Source organism: Cupriavidus sp. UME77 (assembly GCF_014170355.1).
GTDB classification, from domain to species: domain Bacteria; phylum Pseudomonadota; class Gammaproteobacteria; order Burkholderiales; family Burkholderiaceae; genus Cupriavidus; species Cupriavidus basilensis.
Window position 1 is genome coordinate 113102 of the sequence record NZ_LZZU01000032.1, and the last position, 17259, is coordinate 130360.

The following is a 17259-nucleotide window of genomic DNA, read 5'->3' on the forward strand; positions in this document are numbered from 1 at the left end:
GAAGCAGGAGACATGCCATGTAAGACAGATAGACATATCGCACCATAGGGCGGCGCGAGCAGCCCTAAACAGTGCCTACGCGAAGGACCAAGCCGCAATGTGGTGCGTCATGGGCCGGCTCCGCTATCGCGTGGTTTATGATCCGCTGGGCGGCCTGCACGCAGCCCATTGACTTTTGGAGGTGGTCTCGATGATGAGCACCGGCGTTCCCCGCGGCGCGGCGATCGCGCTGGCCCTTTGCAGTTTCGGGCTGATGCCCCTGGCATGGGCCGACGCCCCGACGCCACCGGTACCCGATGCCGCCGCCAGCGATCCCGCCGGCCTTGGCTGGATGCGAGGCGCGCCACCGCCACCCGAGCGCACGGTGCGCTTCGACGACGGCAGCTATTGGCGCTTCCCCGCCCTGCGCTGGAGCGTGTCGCACTTCCGCGAGCTGATGCCCACCGTCAATGTCTCGCGCGGGCTTGGCGCGCCGGTGCCGCTGCCGCGCGCACTGCGCACCGATATCGACGCGCTGCAGTTCATGCCGATCGGCGCCACCCGGCCGATGACCTGGGCGCAATCCCTGGCGGCCAACTACACCGATGGCATCGTGGTGCTGCACCGCGGGCGCATTGTCTACGAGCGCTACCTCGGCGCGCTGAAGGACGACGGCCAGCATGCGGCCATGTCGGTCACCAAGTCGGTCATCGGCACGCTCGGCGCCATGCTGGTCGCAGAAGGCCGCCTGGATGCCGGCAAGCGCGTGGCGGACTACGTGCCGGAGCTGGCGCAATCGGCGTTCGGCAATGCCACGGTGCGCCAGGTGCTGGACATGACCACGGGACTCAAATACAGCGAGGATTACGCCGACCCCGACGCCGAGGTCTGGATGCACGCCCAGGCGGGCAGCCCGCTGCCCAAGCCCAAGGACTACACCGGCCCGCGCAATTACTACGAGTCGCTCCAGGCCATCCAGGCGCAAGGCGAGCATGGCGCGGCCTTTGGCTACAAGACGGTCAACACCGACGCGCTGGGCTGGATCATCGCGCGCGTGACCGGGCGCTCGGTGGCCGAGCTGCTGTCCGAGCGCATCTGGCGCCGGCTGGGCGCGGAGCAGGACGCGTACTTCACCGTCGACTCCATCGGCACGCCCTTTGCCGGCGGCGGCCTGAACACCGGCCTGCGCGACCTGGCGCGCTTTGGCGAGATGCTGCGCAACGACGGCAAGATCGATGGGCAGCAGATCCTGCCCAAGGCGGTGGTCGACGATATCCGCGGCGGCGGCGACAAGGCCGCGTTTGCCAAGGCCGACTACCCGCTGCTCAAGGGCGGCAGCTATCGCGACATGTGGTGGGTCACCCATAACGAGCATGGCGCCTACATGGCTCGCGGCGTGCATGGCCAGCGCATCTATATCGACCCGAAGGCCGAGATGGTGATCGTGCGCTATGCATCGAACCCGGTCGCCGGAAATGCCGCCAACGACCCGACGACGATCCCGGCGTTTCACGCACTGGCGAAGTACCTGCTGTCCCGGCCGCGCTGATCGCGGCGGGGTGGCTATTTCGTGCGCCGCGGCGCGCGCGCCGTCCTTTTGGCATCGGCCGGCGGCGTGGCCAGTTGCCCGGCCGCCGCGCGCAGGCATTCGACCAGCTGGATGCTGCTGGGCGTGGGCCGCCCCTCGCGCAGCGTGATCACGCCCACCGGCGGCAGCTCCAGCGCTATGTCCATGGGCAGGATATGGAAGCGGCCTTCCCGCTCGAACTGCTGCCCCACCGACCTGGCCAGGAAGCCCACGGCATCTAGCTGCGCGACGAAGGTAGTGATGGCAAGGTAGGACGACGACTCGATCAGGTCGGTTGGTGGCTGCAGGCCAAAGCGGTAGAACTCCTGCTCGATCTTGACCCGTAGCGAGGCCCATGGCGGCGGCACCACGCAAGGCATGCCGGCCAGGTCCGCCCAGCCCGGTGCGCGCTTGCCTGCCAGCGCGTGGCCGCTGCGCACCACCGCCACCATCGGCTCGTTATAGAGCGGCTCGGTGATGAGGTCCGGGGCGGCATAGCCGGGCTCCAGCCGCCCCACGATCAGGTCCAGCTCGCTGATGCGCAGCTTGGGCAGCAGGTGGGGCAGGTCGCCCTCCTCCACCAGCACGGTGGCCTGCGCCGAGCGCTGCTTGAGCAGGCCTATGGCTTGCGCCAGCAGCACCGGCAGGGCCGCGCCCATCGATCCCACCCGGGTGCGCCCGGCGGCGCCGCTGGCTTCCGCGGCGATCTCGTCGCGCGTGCGCTCGTATTGCGCCAGCACCGAGCGGGCAAAACGCACCAGCGACGCGCCCGCCGGCGTAGGCTCTGTGCCGCGCGTGGAGCGCGTGAAGAGCGTCAGGCCCAGCGTCTTCTCCACCTCGGTGAGCATCTTGGAGACGGCTGGCTGGCTGACGGAGAGGAACTCGGCGGTGTGGCCGAGATGGCGGAACTCGTCCAGCGCCACCACCAGTTGCAGGTGGCGTAGCTTGATATTGGAGCGCAGGGCGCGGTCGATCTGGGGCATGGCGCGATTCTACTTAACTTTAGGGTTATGAAGCCATTCCGATGATTGATTGGATTGTTATGAATGGCTTTGCCACAATCCGGCCTGACCGGTGGACATTGCCACCAGCCCATGACTCCAATAACGACACCCTGCGAGGACGACACATGACCGCACCCCACGGCATCAACCACGGGCGACGCCGCCTGCTCATCAGCGGCGCCGCAGCCGCCACGGCTGCGACGGCTGGTAGTGCCGGCCTGTTGCTGCCGGGCCTCGCGCGTGCCGCCGACTATCCGGACCGGCCCATCACCTTCATCTGCCCGTGGCCCGTCGGCGGCACCGCCGACCAGTCCATGCGCGCGCTGTGCCAGGTGGCGTCCGGCGTACTCAAGCAATCCATCGTGGTGGAGAACCGCGCCGGCGCATCGGGCATGATCGGCACCAAGGCACTGGCCCGCGCCAAGCCGGACGGCTACACCATCGGCCAGGTGCCGATCTCGGTGACGCGCTTCTCGCAGCTGGGCATGCTGCAGCTGGACCCGCGCAGCGAGCTGACCTACCTGGCGCGCACCTCCGGCCAGACCTTCGGCATCGCGGTGCCGGCGAACTCGCGCTTCAAGTCGCTCAAGGACGTCGTGGCCGAGGCCAAGGCGCATCCCGGCAAGCTCACCTATGCGCATGCCGGCATCGGCGGCGCCACCCACGTGGGCATGGAGGAATTCGCGCAGGCCGCCGGTGTGCGCTTCAATGCCATCGCCTACAAGGGCGGCGCGCAGGCCTTGCAGGACGTACTCGCCGGGCAAGTGGACCTGCTGGCCGATTCCAGCTCGTGGGCGCCCCACGTGGAAGCCGGCAAGCTGCGCCTGCTGGCCACCTGGGGCGACCAGCGCACGCCGCGCTTCAAGGACACGCCGACGCTCAAGGAACTGGGCTACAACGTGGTGGTGGAAGCGCCCAACGGCATCGGCGCGCCCATCGGCCTGGACCCCGCAGTGGAAAAGAAGCTGCGCGACGCCTTCCGCCAGGCTGTGGCCAGCAAGGAATTCCAGCAGGTCGCGGCCCGCATCGATGCGCCGGTGATGTACCTGGACGGCCCGGAATACAAGCGCTACATCAGCACGGTGTACGACCAGGAAACCCACCTGATCCAGCGCCTCAAGCTCAAAGAACTGCTGCAACAAGGCTGACCCAACGTGAACACCGCCGCCCTGATCCGTCTGCATGCGAACGACAACGTCCTGATCGCCCGGGACGCCCTGAACCTTGGCCAGACCCTGCCTGAACTGGGGCTGCGCGTGCGCGCCCAGGTGCCCGCGGGACACAAGATTGCCGCCTGCGCCATTGCCAAGGGCACCCAGATCCGCAAGTTCGACACCGTGATCGGCGTGGCCGAGCGCGACATCGAGGCCGGCGATCACGTGCATTCGCACAACCTGGCGCTGGTGGATTTCTATCGTGACCCGGGTTTCTGCCAGGACGTGCGGCCGGTGGACTATGTGCCCGAGGCCGAGCGCGCCACCTTCATGGGGTTCGTGCGGCCCGACGGCCGCGTTGGCACGCGCAACTTCATCGGCATCTTGTCGTCGGTGAACTGCTCGGCCACGGTGATCCGGCATATCGCGGACCACTTCACGCCCGAGCGCATGGCGGCCTATCCCAATGTGGACGGCGTGGCCGCCTTCGCGCAAAGCAGCGGCTGCGGCATGTCCTCGCCCAGCGAGCACTTCGACGTGCTGCGGCGCACGCTGGCGGGCTATGCGCGCCACCCCAACCTGGCCGGCGTGCTGATCGTGGGCCTGGGCTGCGAGCGCAACCAGGTAGCGGGCCTGATGGAGTCGCAAGGCCTGGTGCCCGGCAGCCACGTGCGCACCATGGTCATGCAGGACAGCGGCGGCACGGCAGCCACCATCCAGGCCGGCATCCGCGCCATCGAGGCAATGCTGCCCGGCGCCAATACCGCCACGCGCCAGCCCGTGCCCGCCAGCCACCTGAAGATCGGCCTGGAATGCGGTGGCTCCGATGGCTTCTCCGGCATCAGCGCCAACCCGGCGCTCGGCGCGGCCATGGACATCCTGGTGCGCCACGGCGGCACCGCCATCCTGTCGGAAACCCCCGAGATCCACGGCGTGGAATACATGCTCACGCGCCGCGCCGTCACGCCGGAAGTCGGCCAGAAACTGCTGGACCGCCTGGCCTGGTGGGAGCGCTACACCGCCGGCCAGAACGCCCAGTTCAACGGCGTGGTCGGCCACGGCAACCAGCAAGGCGGCCTCGCCAACATCTTCGAAAAATCACTCGGCTCCGCCATGAAAGGCGGCACCACGCCGCTGCAAGCCGTCTATGAATACGCCGAGCCCATCGAGCAAGCCGGCTTCGTCTTCATGGACTCCCCGGGCTACGACCCCGTCGCCGCCACCGGCCAGATCGCCAGCGGCGCCAACCTGATCTGCTTCACCACCGGCCGCGGATCGATGTTCGGCTCCAAGCCGGCACCGACCATCAAGCTAGCGAGCAATACGCCGATGTACACGCGGCTCGAAGGCGATATGGACATCAACTGCGGGCTGGTGCTGGACGGCGAATTGACTGTGGACGAGATGGGCCAGCGGATTTTCGAACACATCCTGGAAGCGGCCTCCGGACAACCAACCAAGAGTGAAGCACTCGGGCTGGGCGACAACGAGTTCGTGCCCTGGCACTTGGGGATTGTCAGTTAGAAAGTAGAAAGCCTCGCAGCCTGGAACCATCACGAAATCGCGATCGCCCGCCCTCTCCCCCGCCCCCTCTCCCACAAGTGGGAGAGGGGAGCCAACCAGCGGCAAGATCAACCGATTGGTATAGCCGTGTGAAGCGCCCGAAGGGCGGGCCACACCCCAACGCGATGCGAAGCGAGCCGTCAAGGTGTGCCAAGGCCGTATGGGGCGCCTCGTGAGCCGACGAAAAGAGCGGAAAAGAGGGACCCATGTCTGAGTATCGCCCTAAGGCGATGCGAGTTTGGGTCCCGGCCGCTCTTTTCGTTGGATCACGAGGGGTAGTCGCCCCATCCGGCGCGCCTTCTTTGCCTACTTTCTTGGCAAGACAAGAAAGTAGGTCGCCGCCCCGCAGGGGTGGTGAAACTGCAGTTGCAGTTGTCCTTGAATTCAAGCAGTTGCAGTTGCAGTTGCAGTTGCGGTTGCGGTTGCGGTTGCACTCACCCCCCATATCCCAAAAACCATGCCATCCACCCCACTCCCCCTGACCCACCCAGCCCTGCTGCGCACCAGCAACCTGATCGGCCAAGCGTGGTCAGCCGCCAACACCGGCCACCGCCTGGATGTCACCAACCCTGCCACCAACACCGTCTTCGCCTGCGTGCCCGACAGCGACGCCCAGGACGCCATCCAGGCAGCCGATGCCGCGGCAGCAGCCTTCCCAACCTGGAGCCGCCGCACCGCCCGCGACCGCGCGCAGATCATCAAGCGCTGGCACACCCTGATCCTCGAGCACCAGGAAGACCTGGCCCAGATCATCTCCGCCGAACAAGGCAAGCCCATCAAGGAGGCCCGCGGCGAAGTGCTGTACGGCGCCTCCTACGTAGAGTGGTTCGCCGAGGAAGCCACCCGCATCAGCGGCGAGATCGTCGCCGAGTCCGTCCCCGGCCGCAAGATGCTGGTGCTCAAGGAAGCGGTGGGCGTGGTAGCCGCCATCACGCCGTGGAACTTCCCGCTCGCCATGATCGCGCGCAAGATCGCGCCCGCGCTGGCCGCCGGCTGCACCGTGGTAGCCAAGCCCGCGGAAGACACCCCGCTGACCGCGCTGGCGCTGGTCTACCTGGCGCAGCAAGCCGGCCTGCCCGCCGGTGTACTCAACATCGTCACCGCCTCGCGCGCCAATACCCCCGCCGTGGTCGATGCCTGGCTGGCCGACAGCCGCGTGCGCAAGATCACCTTCACCGGCTCCACGCCGGTGGGCAAGCACCTGGCCCGCGAATCCGCCGGCACGCTCAAGAAGCTGTCGCTGGAGCTCGGTGGCAATGCGCCGTTCATCGTGTTCGACGACGCGGACATCGATGCCGCCGTCGATGGCCTGATGGCCTCCAAGTTCCGCAACGGGGGCCAGACCTGCGTCTGCCCGAACCGCGTCTATGTACAGGCTGGCGTGCACGACCATTTCGTCGCGCGCCTGTCGCTGCGGGTGGCCGCGCTGCAGGTCGGGCCTGCCACCGATGACGCGTCGCAGATCGGCCCCATGATCAACGCGCGCGCCGTGGAAAAGATCGCCCGCCACGTGGCAGATGCCGTCGCCAAGGGCGCCGTGGTGATGACCGGCGGCGAACGCGTGCGCCTGGCAGACGGCCCGCACTACTACGCGCCCACCGTGCTCACCAACGCCACGCCGCAAATGGCGCTGTCGTGCGAAGAAACGTTTGGCCCGGTAGCCGCCGTGTTCCGCTTCACCGATGAAGCCGAAGTGATCCGCGACGCCAACGACACGCCCTTCGGCCTGGCCGCCTACTTCTACTCCAATGACGTGCGCCGCATCTGGCGCGTGGCGCAGGCGCTGGAAACGGGCATTGTCGGCGTCAATGAAGGGGCTATCGCCTCGGAGGCCGCGCCCTTCGGCGGCGTCAAGGAATCCGGCTACGGGCGCGAGGGCTCGCGCCATGGGCTGGACGACTACATGCACACCAAATATATTTGCCAGGGCCTGCTCGGCTAAGACCCGGCGGCATCCCACCCACGCCCACGACATTCATCGGAACACCATGCCCGCACAAAACGCATTCAAGGCCGCGCTGGCGGCCAACCAGCCCCAGATCGGCCTGTGGCTCTCGATGGCATCGCCCTATCTCGCCGAAGTCTCGGCCACGGCCGGCTTCGACTGGCTGCTGATCGACGGCGAGCACGCGCCCAACGACCTGCGCGGCACGCTACATGCGCTGCAGGCGATCGCCCCGTACCGCTCGCAACCGGTGGTGCGCTGCGTGGCCGGCGAAGTTCCGCTGATCAAGCAGTTGCTGGATATCGGCGCGAAGAACCTGCTGGTGCCGATGGTGGATACCGCCGAGCAAGCCGCCGCGCTGGTATGCGCCACCCGCTACCCGCCGCAGGGCATTCGTGGTGTGGGCAGCGCCGTGGGCCGTGCCTCGCAGTGGAGCGCGCGCGCCGATTACCTGGATGTGGCCGACAATGAGATCTGCCTGCTGGTGCAGGCCGAAACCGTGAAGGCCCTGGCAAACCTGGATGCCATCTGCGCTGTCGATGGCGTCGACGGCGTCTTTATCGGCCCCGCCGACCTGGCCGCCTCCATGGGCCATCGCGGCAACCCGGGCCACCCCGAGGTGCAGGCCGCCATCGAAGGCGCCATGCGCACCATCGTCGCCAGCGGCAAGGCCGCGGGCACGCTGACCTCCGACCCCAAGCTGGCACGCCGCTACCTGGACCTGGGCTGCACCTTCGTGGCCACGGGCGTGGATGTGCTGCTTTATGCCAGCGCGGCACGCCGGCTGGCCGCGGACTTCATCGGCACCGGCGCCGCGCCCGCGGCGGGGCCATCTGCCGCATACTGATGCCCGCCACCGCAGTCACAGAACACGACAGAACACGACAAAGCACGCCAACATGCCGACCGATTCCCACACCGCCCCCGCCACCAGCACCACCAGCGCCACCCTGGCCGCGATGCAAGCCATCGTCGGCGCCGGCGCCTGCCTGAGCGGCGACGCCGACACCGAGTCCTACGTCACGGACTACCGCCGCATCTACCACGGCAAAGCCCAGGTAGTGGTCATGCCCTCCACCACCGAACAGGTCAGCCAGGTCATGGCCTGGTGCCACGCGCACGATGTGCCGGTGGTGCCGCAAGGCGGCAATACCTCGCTGATGGGCGGCGCGGTGCCCGACGACAGCGGCACCGCGGTGCTGCTCAGCCTGGGCCGCATGAACCGCGTGCTGGCCGTGGACACCATCAACGACACCATGACAGTGCAGGCCGGCGTCACGCTCAACGCGGCCCGCACCGCCGCCGAGCAGGAGCAGCGCCTGTTCCCGCTTCGCATCGGCTCGGAAGGCTCCTGCCAGATTGGCGGCAACCTGGCCACCAACGCAGGCGGCACCGCCGTGCTGCGCTACGGCAATATGCGCGACCTGGTGCTGGGCATCGAGGCCGTGCTGCCCGATGGCCGCATCTACTCGTCGCTGCGCGGCCTGCGCAAGGACAACACCGGCTACGACCTCAAGCAGCTCTTCGTCGGCTCGGAAGGCACGCTCGGCATCATCACGGCGGCCGTGCTCAAGCTGATGCCGCAGCCGCGCGCCAGTGCCGTGGCCTTCGTGGCAGTGCAAAGCCCCGAAGCCGCCGTGCGCCTGCTCGGCGTGGCCAAGCAGCATGGTGGCCAGGCCGTCACCGCGTTCGAGCTGATCTCGGCGCCCGCGCTGGAACTGGTGCTCGAATACCTGGGCGACGTGGCCTCGCCGCTGCCCGAACGGCACGACTGGATGGTGCTGATCGAGCTGACCTCCGGCGGCAGCGACGAAAGCCTCAACGCCACGCTGATGGAGATTCTCGAAGCCGGGCTGGCGCAAGAACTGGTGCTGGATGCCGCGGTGGCCGCCAGCCTGGCCGACGCCCAGCGCTTCTGGCGCATCCGCGAGGAAATCTCGGACGCGCAGACCCGTACCGGCGGCAGCATCAAGTGCGACGTGTCGGTGCCGTTGTCGCGCATCGCCGCGTTTATCGGCGACGCCTCGGCCAAGGTGCTGGCACTGGAGCCCGCCGCGCGCATGGTGATCTACGGGCATATGGGCGACGGCAACGTGCACTTCAACCCGCTGCGCCCCAAGGACCGCAGCGCCGCGGACTTCCTGGGCCAGTGGTACGCACCGATCTCCGAGGCGGTGGACACCCTGGCCCACGCGGAGAACGGCTCGATCTCCGCCGAGCACGGCATTGGCGTGGCCAAGCGCGACGACCTGAAGCGCTACAAATCGCCGGTGGAGCTGGAGCTGATGTGGCAGGTCAAGCGGGCGCTGGATCCGAAGAACCTGCTCAATCCCGCCAAGATGCTGCCAAGGCTGGACTGACGGAAAGCGGGAACCAGCGGCCTATCAATGCGAAACGTTCTCATTTATAATCCACCGGTTCCCGTCGCACACAGCGCAACAGATCTAGCCGCCGCCACATCTCAGCCATCAGACGGGCATGTTTTTCGTCCTCTTTCTGGCTGGGGTGCATCGTGCATGTGCGGTATTACGGCGAGCTGCTGCGTTTCTTCTTACGTGAAGTCAAAAACCTGGATGAGGCGCAAGACCTGGTCCAGGAAGCCTGCGAGCGCGGGCTGGCCATGGCCAGCGCCGGCGAACGCATCGATGACCCACGCGCGCTGCACTACAAGATCGCCCGCCACCTGCTGATCGATCGTCACCGCGCGCGGCAAGTGCGCAACCACGAGTCCGACGCCGTGCTGCAAGACATGGCGGGCCCGCTCTGCGACGACCCGGAAGCGGCCTATGCCGGGCGGCAGCGCGGTCGCCTGCTGGTTGCCACCATCGAACGCCTCCCGCCACGCTGCCGCGAAGCCTTCGTGCTCCACAAGATCGATGGCCTTTCCCACGCCGAAGTGGCCGCCCGCATGGGGGTGGGCATCAACGCCGTGGAGCGGCACATCATGCTGGCGGTGGCGGCCTGCCGCAAGGCGCTGGGCGACGACCCGCGCAAGGCAAGAACGCAGCCGGCATCCGGGCTGCCAACCGGGCTGCCGGCCGAGCCATCCGAGCCGGCCGTCAGTTTGCCGCAAGGCGGCTGACTGCGGTTATCCTCAGCACGCGCCCGCTCCCCTATCCGCCACCCGTTGCCCGGCATCAGGTTTTTGGCGCCTGATCCGTCATCATGAAAGACACCACAAGAGAAGCCATGCGATGACCCAGCGCCCTGTACCGCCGAAGTCGCCCACCTTACCCGCTACACCGGCTACATCCGCCGCCTCAGCCGCAGCGCCCCCGGCGCCCGGCGAGCCGATCGACGAATCGCTGCTGGACGCCCTGTCCCCGCCAGCATTCGAGGCCCTGCGCTGGTCCGTGCGCATGGCCGACGGACTGTCGCCCATGGCGCGCACCGAGTTCCAGGCCTGGCTCGGCGCCAAGCCCGAGCACCGCGAGGCCTTTGAGGACATGGCCCGCGTCTGGGACGCTATCGACGACCTCCCACCGGCGGGCGCGGCTCGCCTGCGGACCACGGTCGCCATCGAAAAAGCCTCCGAGTCGTCAGCGCTGGGCGCCATCGGCGACGCGCATCCCCCGGTGCCTGCACCGGCAGCCGAACGCGCCCGCACCAGCCGCCGGCTACTGCCCCATGCCCTCGTCGCGACCTTGGCGGCCGGCTTGCTGGGTGGCGGCTGGTTCGGCTGGGACATCTGGCAGAACCAGCCCATCTTCAACCGCCACTACGCCACGCAACGGGGCCAGAGCCTGGATGCCGCGCTGCCCGACGGCAGCCAGCTTGTGTTCGACACCGCCACCCAGGCCGACGTGACGCTCTACCGCAACCGCCGCGAGGTCAGCTTGCCCGAGGGCCAAGCCGTCTTCAAGGTCCAGGCCGACAAGTCCCGGCCCTTCCACGTACTTGCCGGTGCGGCACGCATTACGGTGGTCGGCACGAAGTTCTCCGTGCGCTACACCCCTTCCATCGGCAGCAAGGCCGTGCAAGTTGCCGTGATGGAAGGCAAGGTGCGCGTGTCCGGCGCCAGTGGCGAAGGGCACGGGCAAACCGTGGAACTGAGTCCAGGACAAGCCGTGAATGTCGACAACCAGGGGCGGCCCGGCCGTGTCGACTCGGTGCCGCCCGACGCCATGGCACCGTGGCGAGGCCGGCGCCTGAGCTTCGACAACACGCCTCTGGCAAACGTGCTGGCCGAACTAGGCCGCTACGGCGAATCCGGCCTGCGCGTGAGCGATCCCGCCATCGGCGGCCTGCCCGTCACGGCCAGCGTGGATCTCGACCATATCGACGGCTTCACCCGCAGTTTGCCGCTGGTGCTGCCCGTGCGCCTGCGCCAGCACGATGGCGCCAGGGATATCGTCGCGCGTTGACGGAAACGGAAGGCGCTTCTCAACGGCATTTTTTTCAAGGGGGACATCAGGGTTTGTGTTCGTGATTCGTCATCTGTAGAGAGGGCGTCGTTTTCTTGACGCCATATCCATACAGAAGAAGGATCGAATGCTGATGTCTCCTACCCCGTTCGCCTTGGCGCCGCTGGCCTTGGCGGGTTTCCTGGCGCTCGGCGCGCCGTACGCCGCGCACGCGCAATCTACAGGCGGCGCCGGTACGCCGGTGGAGATATCCATCACCGCGCAGCCTTTGGCGCAGGCCCTGACCGAGCTGGCGCGGCAAGCCCGCATCACGCTCGTCGCCGCGCCAGCGTTGCTGGCCGGCAAGACCGCGCCAGCCGTCACCGGCCGGCTGACCACACGGCAAGCGCTGGAGCGGCTGCTGGCTGGCAGCGGGCTGAGCGCGGACATCGACGGCACGGCCGTGACGATCCAGCGGACTGCGCAGGCCGCATCCGATGACCACGCCACGCTGCCCGCCGTGACAGTAAGCGCACAGGTCGAGCGCAGCGGCATGACCGAGCTCACTGGCTCGTACACCAGCCCGGCGCTGACCATCGGCAAGATGACGCAGTCAATCCGCGAAACGCCGCAGTCCGTCAGCGTGGTGACGCGCCAGCAGATGGACGACAAGAACCTCACCAGCCTCGACCAGGTCCTGGCGCAGTCCACTGGCGTCACCCGCTCGCAGAGGAACTTTGGGGACCACAAGTTCACCATCCGGGGCTTCGCGGTGGACAACGACAACTACATGATCGACGGCGTCTCGGGCACGCTGTATTCCTCCACCGGCTGGCTGCCCCTGGACACCGCCATCCTTGACCGGGTCGAGGTGCTGCGTGGCGCGGGCGGGCTGATCGTGGGGGCCAGCGACCCGAGCGGCGCGGTGAACCTGGTGCGCAAGCGCCCGCGCACGGAGCGGCATTTCGACGTGACGGCCAGCGTGGGCTCATGGAGCAACTACCGCACCGAGATCGATACCGGCGGCCCGCTCAACGCCGAGGGCACCATCCGCGCTCGCATGGTCGCCGCCTATGAAGACCGCAAGTACTTCTACGACGTCACGCATTCCCGCCAGCCGCTGTTCTATGGCGTCATCGACGCCGACCTGGGCCGCGACACCACGCTGACCCTGGGCGTGCGCCACCAGCAGAAGACCGCCGACGGATTCTGGCTGTTCGGCCTGCCCCGCTACAGCGATGGCGGCACGCTGGACGTGTCCCGCTCGACCTCGCTGGTGCAAGACTGGAACCGTCAGAGGGCAACGGTCAACGAAGCATTCGCCGAGGTCGAGCATCGCTTTGACGGCGACTGGAGGGCCAAGGTCTCCTACAACCACACCGAGGGCGAGCTCGACCAGAAGGTGGCGATTCCACGCGGGGCGGTGGACCGTGCCACGGGCACCGGAACCCGCTTCTATAGCCTCTACTTCAAGGACCTGAAGGTTGTCAGCGATGGGGTCGACGCCAATGTGACCGGCAGCTTCGCGGCATTCGGCGGCACGCACCAGATCCTGGTCGGCGCCAATGCATCGAGCCAGCGCTTGAAGAACAACAGCGCATCGCTCGACGACGGCACCGCCATCAACGTGTTCAACCCGAATCACGGCGCCATTGCGGACCCCATGCGCCCGGCATGGAGCAGCGAGGAGGATTCCCGGGACCGGCGCTACGGCATCTACGCCAGCGCGCGCCTGCAACTGGCCGAGTCCTTGCACATGCTGCTTGGCGCACGGCTGAGCTGGCTGGACTACCGCGCGTCGGAGCGCCTGAGCGCCAGCCAGCTGCGCGACGACAAAGTCGATCATCAGTTCACGCCCTACGCGGGGGTGGTATATGACCTGAACAAGCAATGGTCGCTGTACGCCAGCTATGCCGACACCTTCCAGCCGCAGAGCCAGTACCGCAGCGTCTCCGGCGATACGTTGAAGCCGGCGATCGGTGCCAACTACGAAGCGGGCGTGAAAGGCGAACTGTACAACGGTCGCCTCAACGTTTCGGCGGCGGTGTTCAGCGTCAGGAAGAACAACATTGCCGTGTCCGACGCAGGCAACTATGGCAACTGCCCTGGCACCTCCGCCGACGCAGAGTGCTTCCGCAATGGCAGCACGCTGCGCAGCAAGGGCTTCGAGGCCGAGGCCAGCGGCGAGATCCTGCCCGGCTGGCAGGTGGCCGCAGGCTACACCTATGTGACCAGCCGCAACGACGAAGGCGGCAGCATCAACGCCGAGACTCCCCGCCATCTGCTGCGCGCCTCAACCACCTATCGCCTGCCGGGGGCGTGGAATGCCTGGACCATCGGCGGCGGCGTATCGGCGCAGACCGGCTACTCGTATTTCGCTGGGGACGACCCCGAGGTGCGCATGGGCGAAGGCGCGCGCGCGGTGTGGGACCTGCGTGCCGCGTATCGCATCAACCGCCACTGGACGGCCGCGCTGAACGTGGCCAACCTGTTCGACAAGCGCTATTACGCCATGCTGGGCGAGCTGCGACGTGGCAACTACTACGGCGAGCCGCGCAACGTGACACTGACCTTGCGCGGGACGTTCTGATCTTGCCCGCCGATCCTGCATGCTCGTGACATGAAAGACAGTTTTCGCCAGCGCATGGCATGGCTTCATACCTGGTGCGGCCTGGCCTGCGGCTGGCTGCTCTGCGCCATATTCCTGACCGGCACGCTGAGTGTGTTTCGCGAGCCGATTACGCGCTGGATGCAGGCGCAGCCGGCATTGCCCGCCAGCCCGGAAGCGATCGTGCTCACGCAAGCCGAGGTGCTCCAGCGCGCGGCGCGCTACCTTGCCGCGACCGCGCCGGATGCCAGCCTCTGGGGCATGGATATGCCCCGGCACGAAGGCGACGCGATCCATCTGTGGCAAGCCGGGAGCAGATCGCCCGCCATTCGGCAAGCCGCGATGGACCCGCGCACCGGCACGCTGCTGCCAGCGCCCTGGGGACGGCAAACGGAAGGCGGCCGGCATTTCATGGCCTTCCACTATTCGCTGGAAGCCGGCCTGGCCGGCTTCTGGGTGGTCGGCGCGATGGCAATGGGCATGCTGGTGGCGCTCGTATCGGGCGTTGTCGTGCACAAGCGCATCTTCCAGGACTTCTTCACCTTCCGTCCCGGCAAGGGGCAGCGCTCGTGGCTCGATGCGCACAACGCGACGGCCGTGCTGGCGCTGCCCTTCCTGTTCATGATCGTCTACACCGGCCTCGCCATCTTCTACACGAGCTACGTGCCATTGCCGCTGCATGCGGTCTTCGGATCGGATGACAATGCGTTCAGCCGATTCCAGGGCGAGTTGTCGCCCGAAACGCCGTTGCTGCGCCCCCGCACGGGAAAGGCTGCCGCAATGCACGACCTGGCACCTTTGCTGCGGCAGGCGCGGGCACTAACGGGCAGCCCAGCGAGCCGGCTCATGGTCGAACGCCCCGCAGACACGAGCATGGTGATCAAGATCCTGGGGCGCACGCCCGACACCGGAACCTCCCGCCGCATTCTCAACGAGGCCAGCAGCGTCACCTTTGATGGCGTCACCGGCGCCGTGCTCGACGTAAAGCGGCCCGATCCGGCCGATGCGCACTCGGCGAAGGACATTCACCGCGTCATGGAGCAGTTGCACCTGGTGGGCTTCGGTGGCTGGACGATGAAGTGGCTGTATTTCTTCAGCGGCCTGTCTGGTACGGCCATGATGGCCACTGGCACCCTCCTCTTCACCGTCAAGAGACGCAAGAAGAGCGAGCATGAGTTCGGCGCCTTCACCGCACGCGTCTATTGCGGCATCGAGACATTGAACGTCGCGGCCATGGCTGGCCTCTGCATTGCCTGCATCGCCTACCTGTACGGCAACCGGTTGATCCCCGCCGACCTGCCAGACCGCGCCGCGTGGGAAATCCGTATCTTCTTTTACGCCTGGCTGGCAACGCTGCTGCACGCCATGGTCCAGCCGCCAGTCCGGGCTTGGTTGACGCAATTGTCGGCAGGCGCGCTGCTCTGCCTCGGCTTGCCATTGCTCAACGCGCTGAGCACCGCGCAGCAGGCCTGGACCTACGTCTCGCGGGAGGACTGGGAGCGTGCGGGCGTGGAACTGACGGTGATCGGCTTTGGCCTTGTGCTCGCATTTGCGGCCTGGCAAGTCCGGCGCGGCTGGTCGGGGCGGGCAACGCCGGCAAAGGCCACGCCGGCTTCCTCGCGGCCGGTGAAGACATGAGCAGCAAGCCCACCCAGGCCGTATCGGCGCGCTACCGCTGGATGGTCGCCTGCCGGGTGCTGGCAGCGACGGTCGGCGGCTACGCGCTGGCCTCGTTGTTCGCGGCTGTGCTGGCGCTGGCGCTGCCGGTTTTCGCCGGCGTTTCACGCGCGGCCAGCGTGCTCGTGGCCACGCTGCTCGCCTTTGCGTTTTACACGGCGGTGGCGATCTGGGTGTTCAGCACGCGCAGCGCCATGCGAGCGTGGGCCGGGCTGGTCATCGGGGCTGCCGTGTTCGGGGTGGTGTTCATCGACTTGCGGGGCGCAGCATGAGCGGTGCGGCCCGATGTCGGCATACCGGCATATTGCGCGCCGGGCAATTTGCTGCCGCCGGCACGTTGCCGGGCTTCGGGCGTATTGGACCTTCGCCACGGCGATGCTACGTTGGCAAGGCCATCGCAATCAGAATGTTTTTTTCCGCGCTCCCGCGCGTTCAGTTGCGAAGCCACGTCTACGGCAAGACATCCTGACACCCTCGCTTTTTTCACCTATATTCAGGGACACAGTCCGACGTCTGAAGCCGGAACGTTAGGTCCCGACGTTTCATGCCCCGCGCGACGCCGCGAGGATTTCCGCACGAGGAACCATGTTCCCGGATCAGTAAAGGAATCGCGATGAATCGCCGCAACGTTCTGGTTCTCGCCGCAACATCGGTCGCCGGTCTGCACGCTGCGGGCGCAAGCGCACAACAGTCCTCCGGCATCGAAGCGATCAAGGCCGCCAACCAGGCTTTCTATGCCGCCCTCTCCGCGAGGGACACCAAGGCAATGGCGGCCCTGTGGGCTAACAAACCCTATGTTGTCAATATCGGGCCCCGAAGCAAAACCATAGCCGTCGGATACGCGGATGCCGTATCCGGGTACTGGCCAGCCGCCTTTGATGCCTTCTCCGAGATGGCGGTGTCGCCTGCATCGATCGATCAAGTCCAGACCGACGGAAAACTGGCATGGGTCATCGGCACCGAGAGCGCCGTGCTCCAACCCAGGGCCGGCGGCGATGCGCTGAAGTTCCAGACCTTCTTTACGAATATCTTTGAAAAAAATGGAAGCCGGTGGTTATTGGTTTCTCACCATGCGCAGGTGATTCCGAAATAACGGGCTGCCGTTGGGAAGCCGGACCAAGAAGCAGTTTCAAGATGAAGCGAAGCGGTTCTGGCCAGGCGCGCGGCCGCAGACAGTACGACTGGTACGGCCAAGGCCGCGCAATGACGCCAGGATCTTTTTGAAATGACCTCTAGATCGTCCGATATCTCCCGATAGACGAGCGCAGCACCATCGACAGCGCGAGCAAAACGGTCGCCACAACAATGGTCTGTGGCGGCAGCCAGCACACCCTGAGCGTCATTCGCGCAAGCCTTGTCACGCGGCGCGATCTGGTTGCGGTGTAATCCCTGACCTACCCCGGTTTCAAGAGCGCCGCA

At 66.8% G+C, this 17259-nt stretch carries 13 protein-coding genes; 12 read left to right on the forward strand and 1 reads right to left on the reverse strand.

Annotated features, from left to right (window positions below):
* Positions 1–253 precede the first annotated feature (253 nt).
* Positions 254–1528, forward strand: coding sequence for a serine hydrolase (locus A9975_RS12415; RefSeq protein WP_255503186.1), 1275 nt, complete (start codon positions 254–256; stop codon positions 1526–1528).
* 14 nt (positions 1529–1542) lie between these two features.
* On the opposite strand, the gene A9975_RS12420 is transcribed toward A9975_RS12415, so the two are convergent.
* Positions 1543–2529: a LysR substrate-binding domain-containing protein gene (locus A9975_RS12420; RefSeq protein WP_183032933.1), complete on the reverse strand. Its 987-nt coding sequence runs from the start codon at positions 2527–2529 to the stop codon at positions 1543–1545.
* A gap of 146 nt (positions 2530–2675) precedes the next feature.
* On the opposite strand from A9975_RS12420, the gene A9975_RS12425 reads away from it, so the two are divergent.
* The 11 genes from A9975_RS12425 (at position 2676) to A9975_RS12470 (ending at position 16933) form a co-directional block, all read left to right on the forward strand.
* Complete coding sequence (locus A9975_RS12425) at positions 2676–3698, forward strand: tripartite tricarboxylate transporter substrate binding protein (protein WP_183032934.1); 1023 nt, start codon at positions 2676–2678, stop codon at positions 3696–3698.
* Positions 3699–3704: 6 nt separating this feature from the next.
* Positions 3705–5228, forward strand: a complete 1524-nt coding sequence (locus A9975_RS12430; protein WP_183032935.1) for an altronate dehydratase family protein — start codon at positions 3705–3707, stop codon at positions 5226–5228.
* Positions 5229–5724: 496 nt separating this feature from the next.
* Complete coding sequence (locus A9975_RS12435) at positions 5725–7209, forward strand: NAD-dependent succinate-semialdehyde dehydrogenase (RefSeq protein ID WP_183032936.1); 1485 nt, start codon at positions 5725–5727, stop codon at positions 7207–7209.
* 46 nt (positions 7210–7255) lie between these two features.
* Complete coding sequence (gene hpaI / locus A9975_RS12440) at positions 7256–8059, forward strand: 4-hydroxy-2-oxoheptanedioate aldolase (RefSeq protein WP_183032937.1); 804 nt, start codon at positions 7256–7258, stop codon at positions 8057–8059.
* 112 nt (positions 8060–8171) lie between these two features.
* The gene (locus tag A9975_RS12445) at positions 8172–9572 is read left to right on the forward strand and encodes an FAD-binding oxidoreductase (RefSeq protein WP_183033150.1); all 1401 of its coding nucleotides are present in this window, start codon (positions 8172–8174) and stop codon (positions 9570–9572) included.
* 152 nt (positions 9573–9724) lie between these two features.
* A complete protein-coding gene (locus tag A9975_RS12450) occupies positions 9725–10294 on the forward strand; it encodes an RNA polymerase sigma factor (protein WP_183032938.1) in 570 nt (189 codons plus the stop codon).
* A 112-nt stretch (positions 10295–10406) separates the two neighbouring features.
* Complete coding sequence (locus A9975_RS12455) at positions 10407–11576, forward strand: FecR domain-containing protein (protein ID WP_183032939.1); 1170 nt, start codon at positions 10407–10409, stop codon at positions 11574–11576.
* Positions 11577–11709: 133 nt separating this feature from the next.
* Entirely contained in the window at positions 11710–14145 is a 2436-nt protein-coding gene (locus tag A9975_RS12460) for a TonB-dependent receptor (RefSeq protein ID WP_255503176.1), read from the forward strand.
* A gap of 30 nt (positions 14146–14175) precedes the next feature.
* Complete coding sequence (locus A9975_RS12465; protein ID WP_220810714.1) at positions 14176–15801, forward strand: PepSY domain-containing protein; 1626 nt, start codon at positions 14176–14178, stop codon at positions 15799–15801.
* Positions 15798–16112: a DUF3649 domain-containing protein gene (locus A9975_RS37780; protein ID WP_220810715.1), complete on the forward strand. Its 315-nt coding sequence runs from the start codon at positions 15798–15800 to the stop codon at positions 16110–16112. Before A9975_RS12465 ends, A9975_RS37780 begins: the two co-directional genes overlap by 4 nt.
* Before the next feature lie 341 nt (positions 16113–16453).
* A complete protein-coding gene (locus A9975_RS12470) occupies positions 16454–16933 on the forward strand; it encodes a nuclear transport factor 2 family protein (protein WP_183032941.1) in 480 nt (159 codons plus the stop codon).
* The last annotated feature ends 326 nt before the right edge of the window (positions 16934–17259 follow it).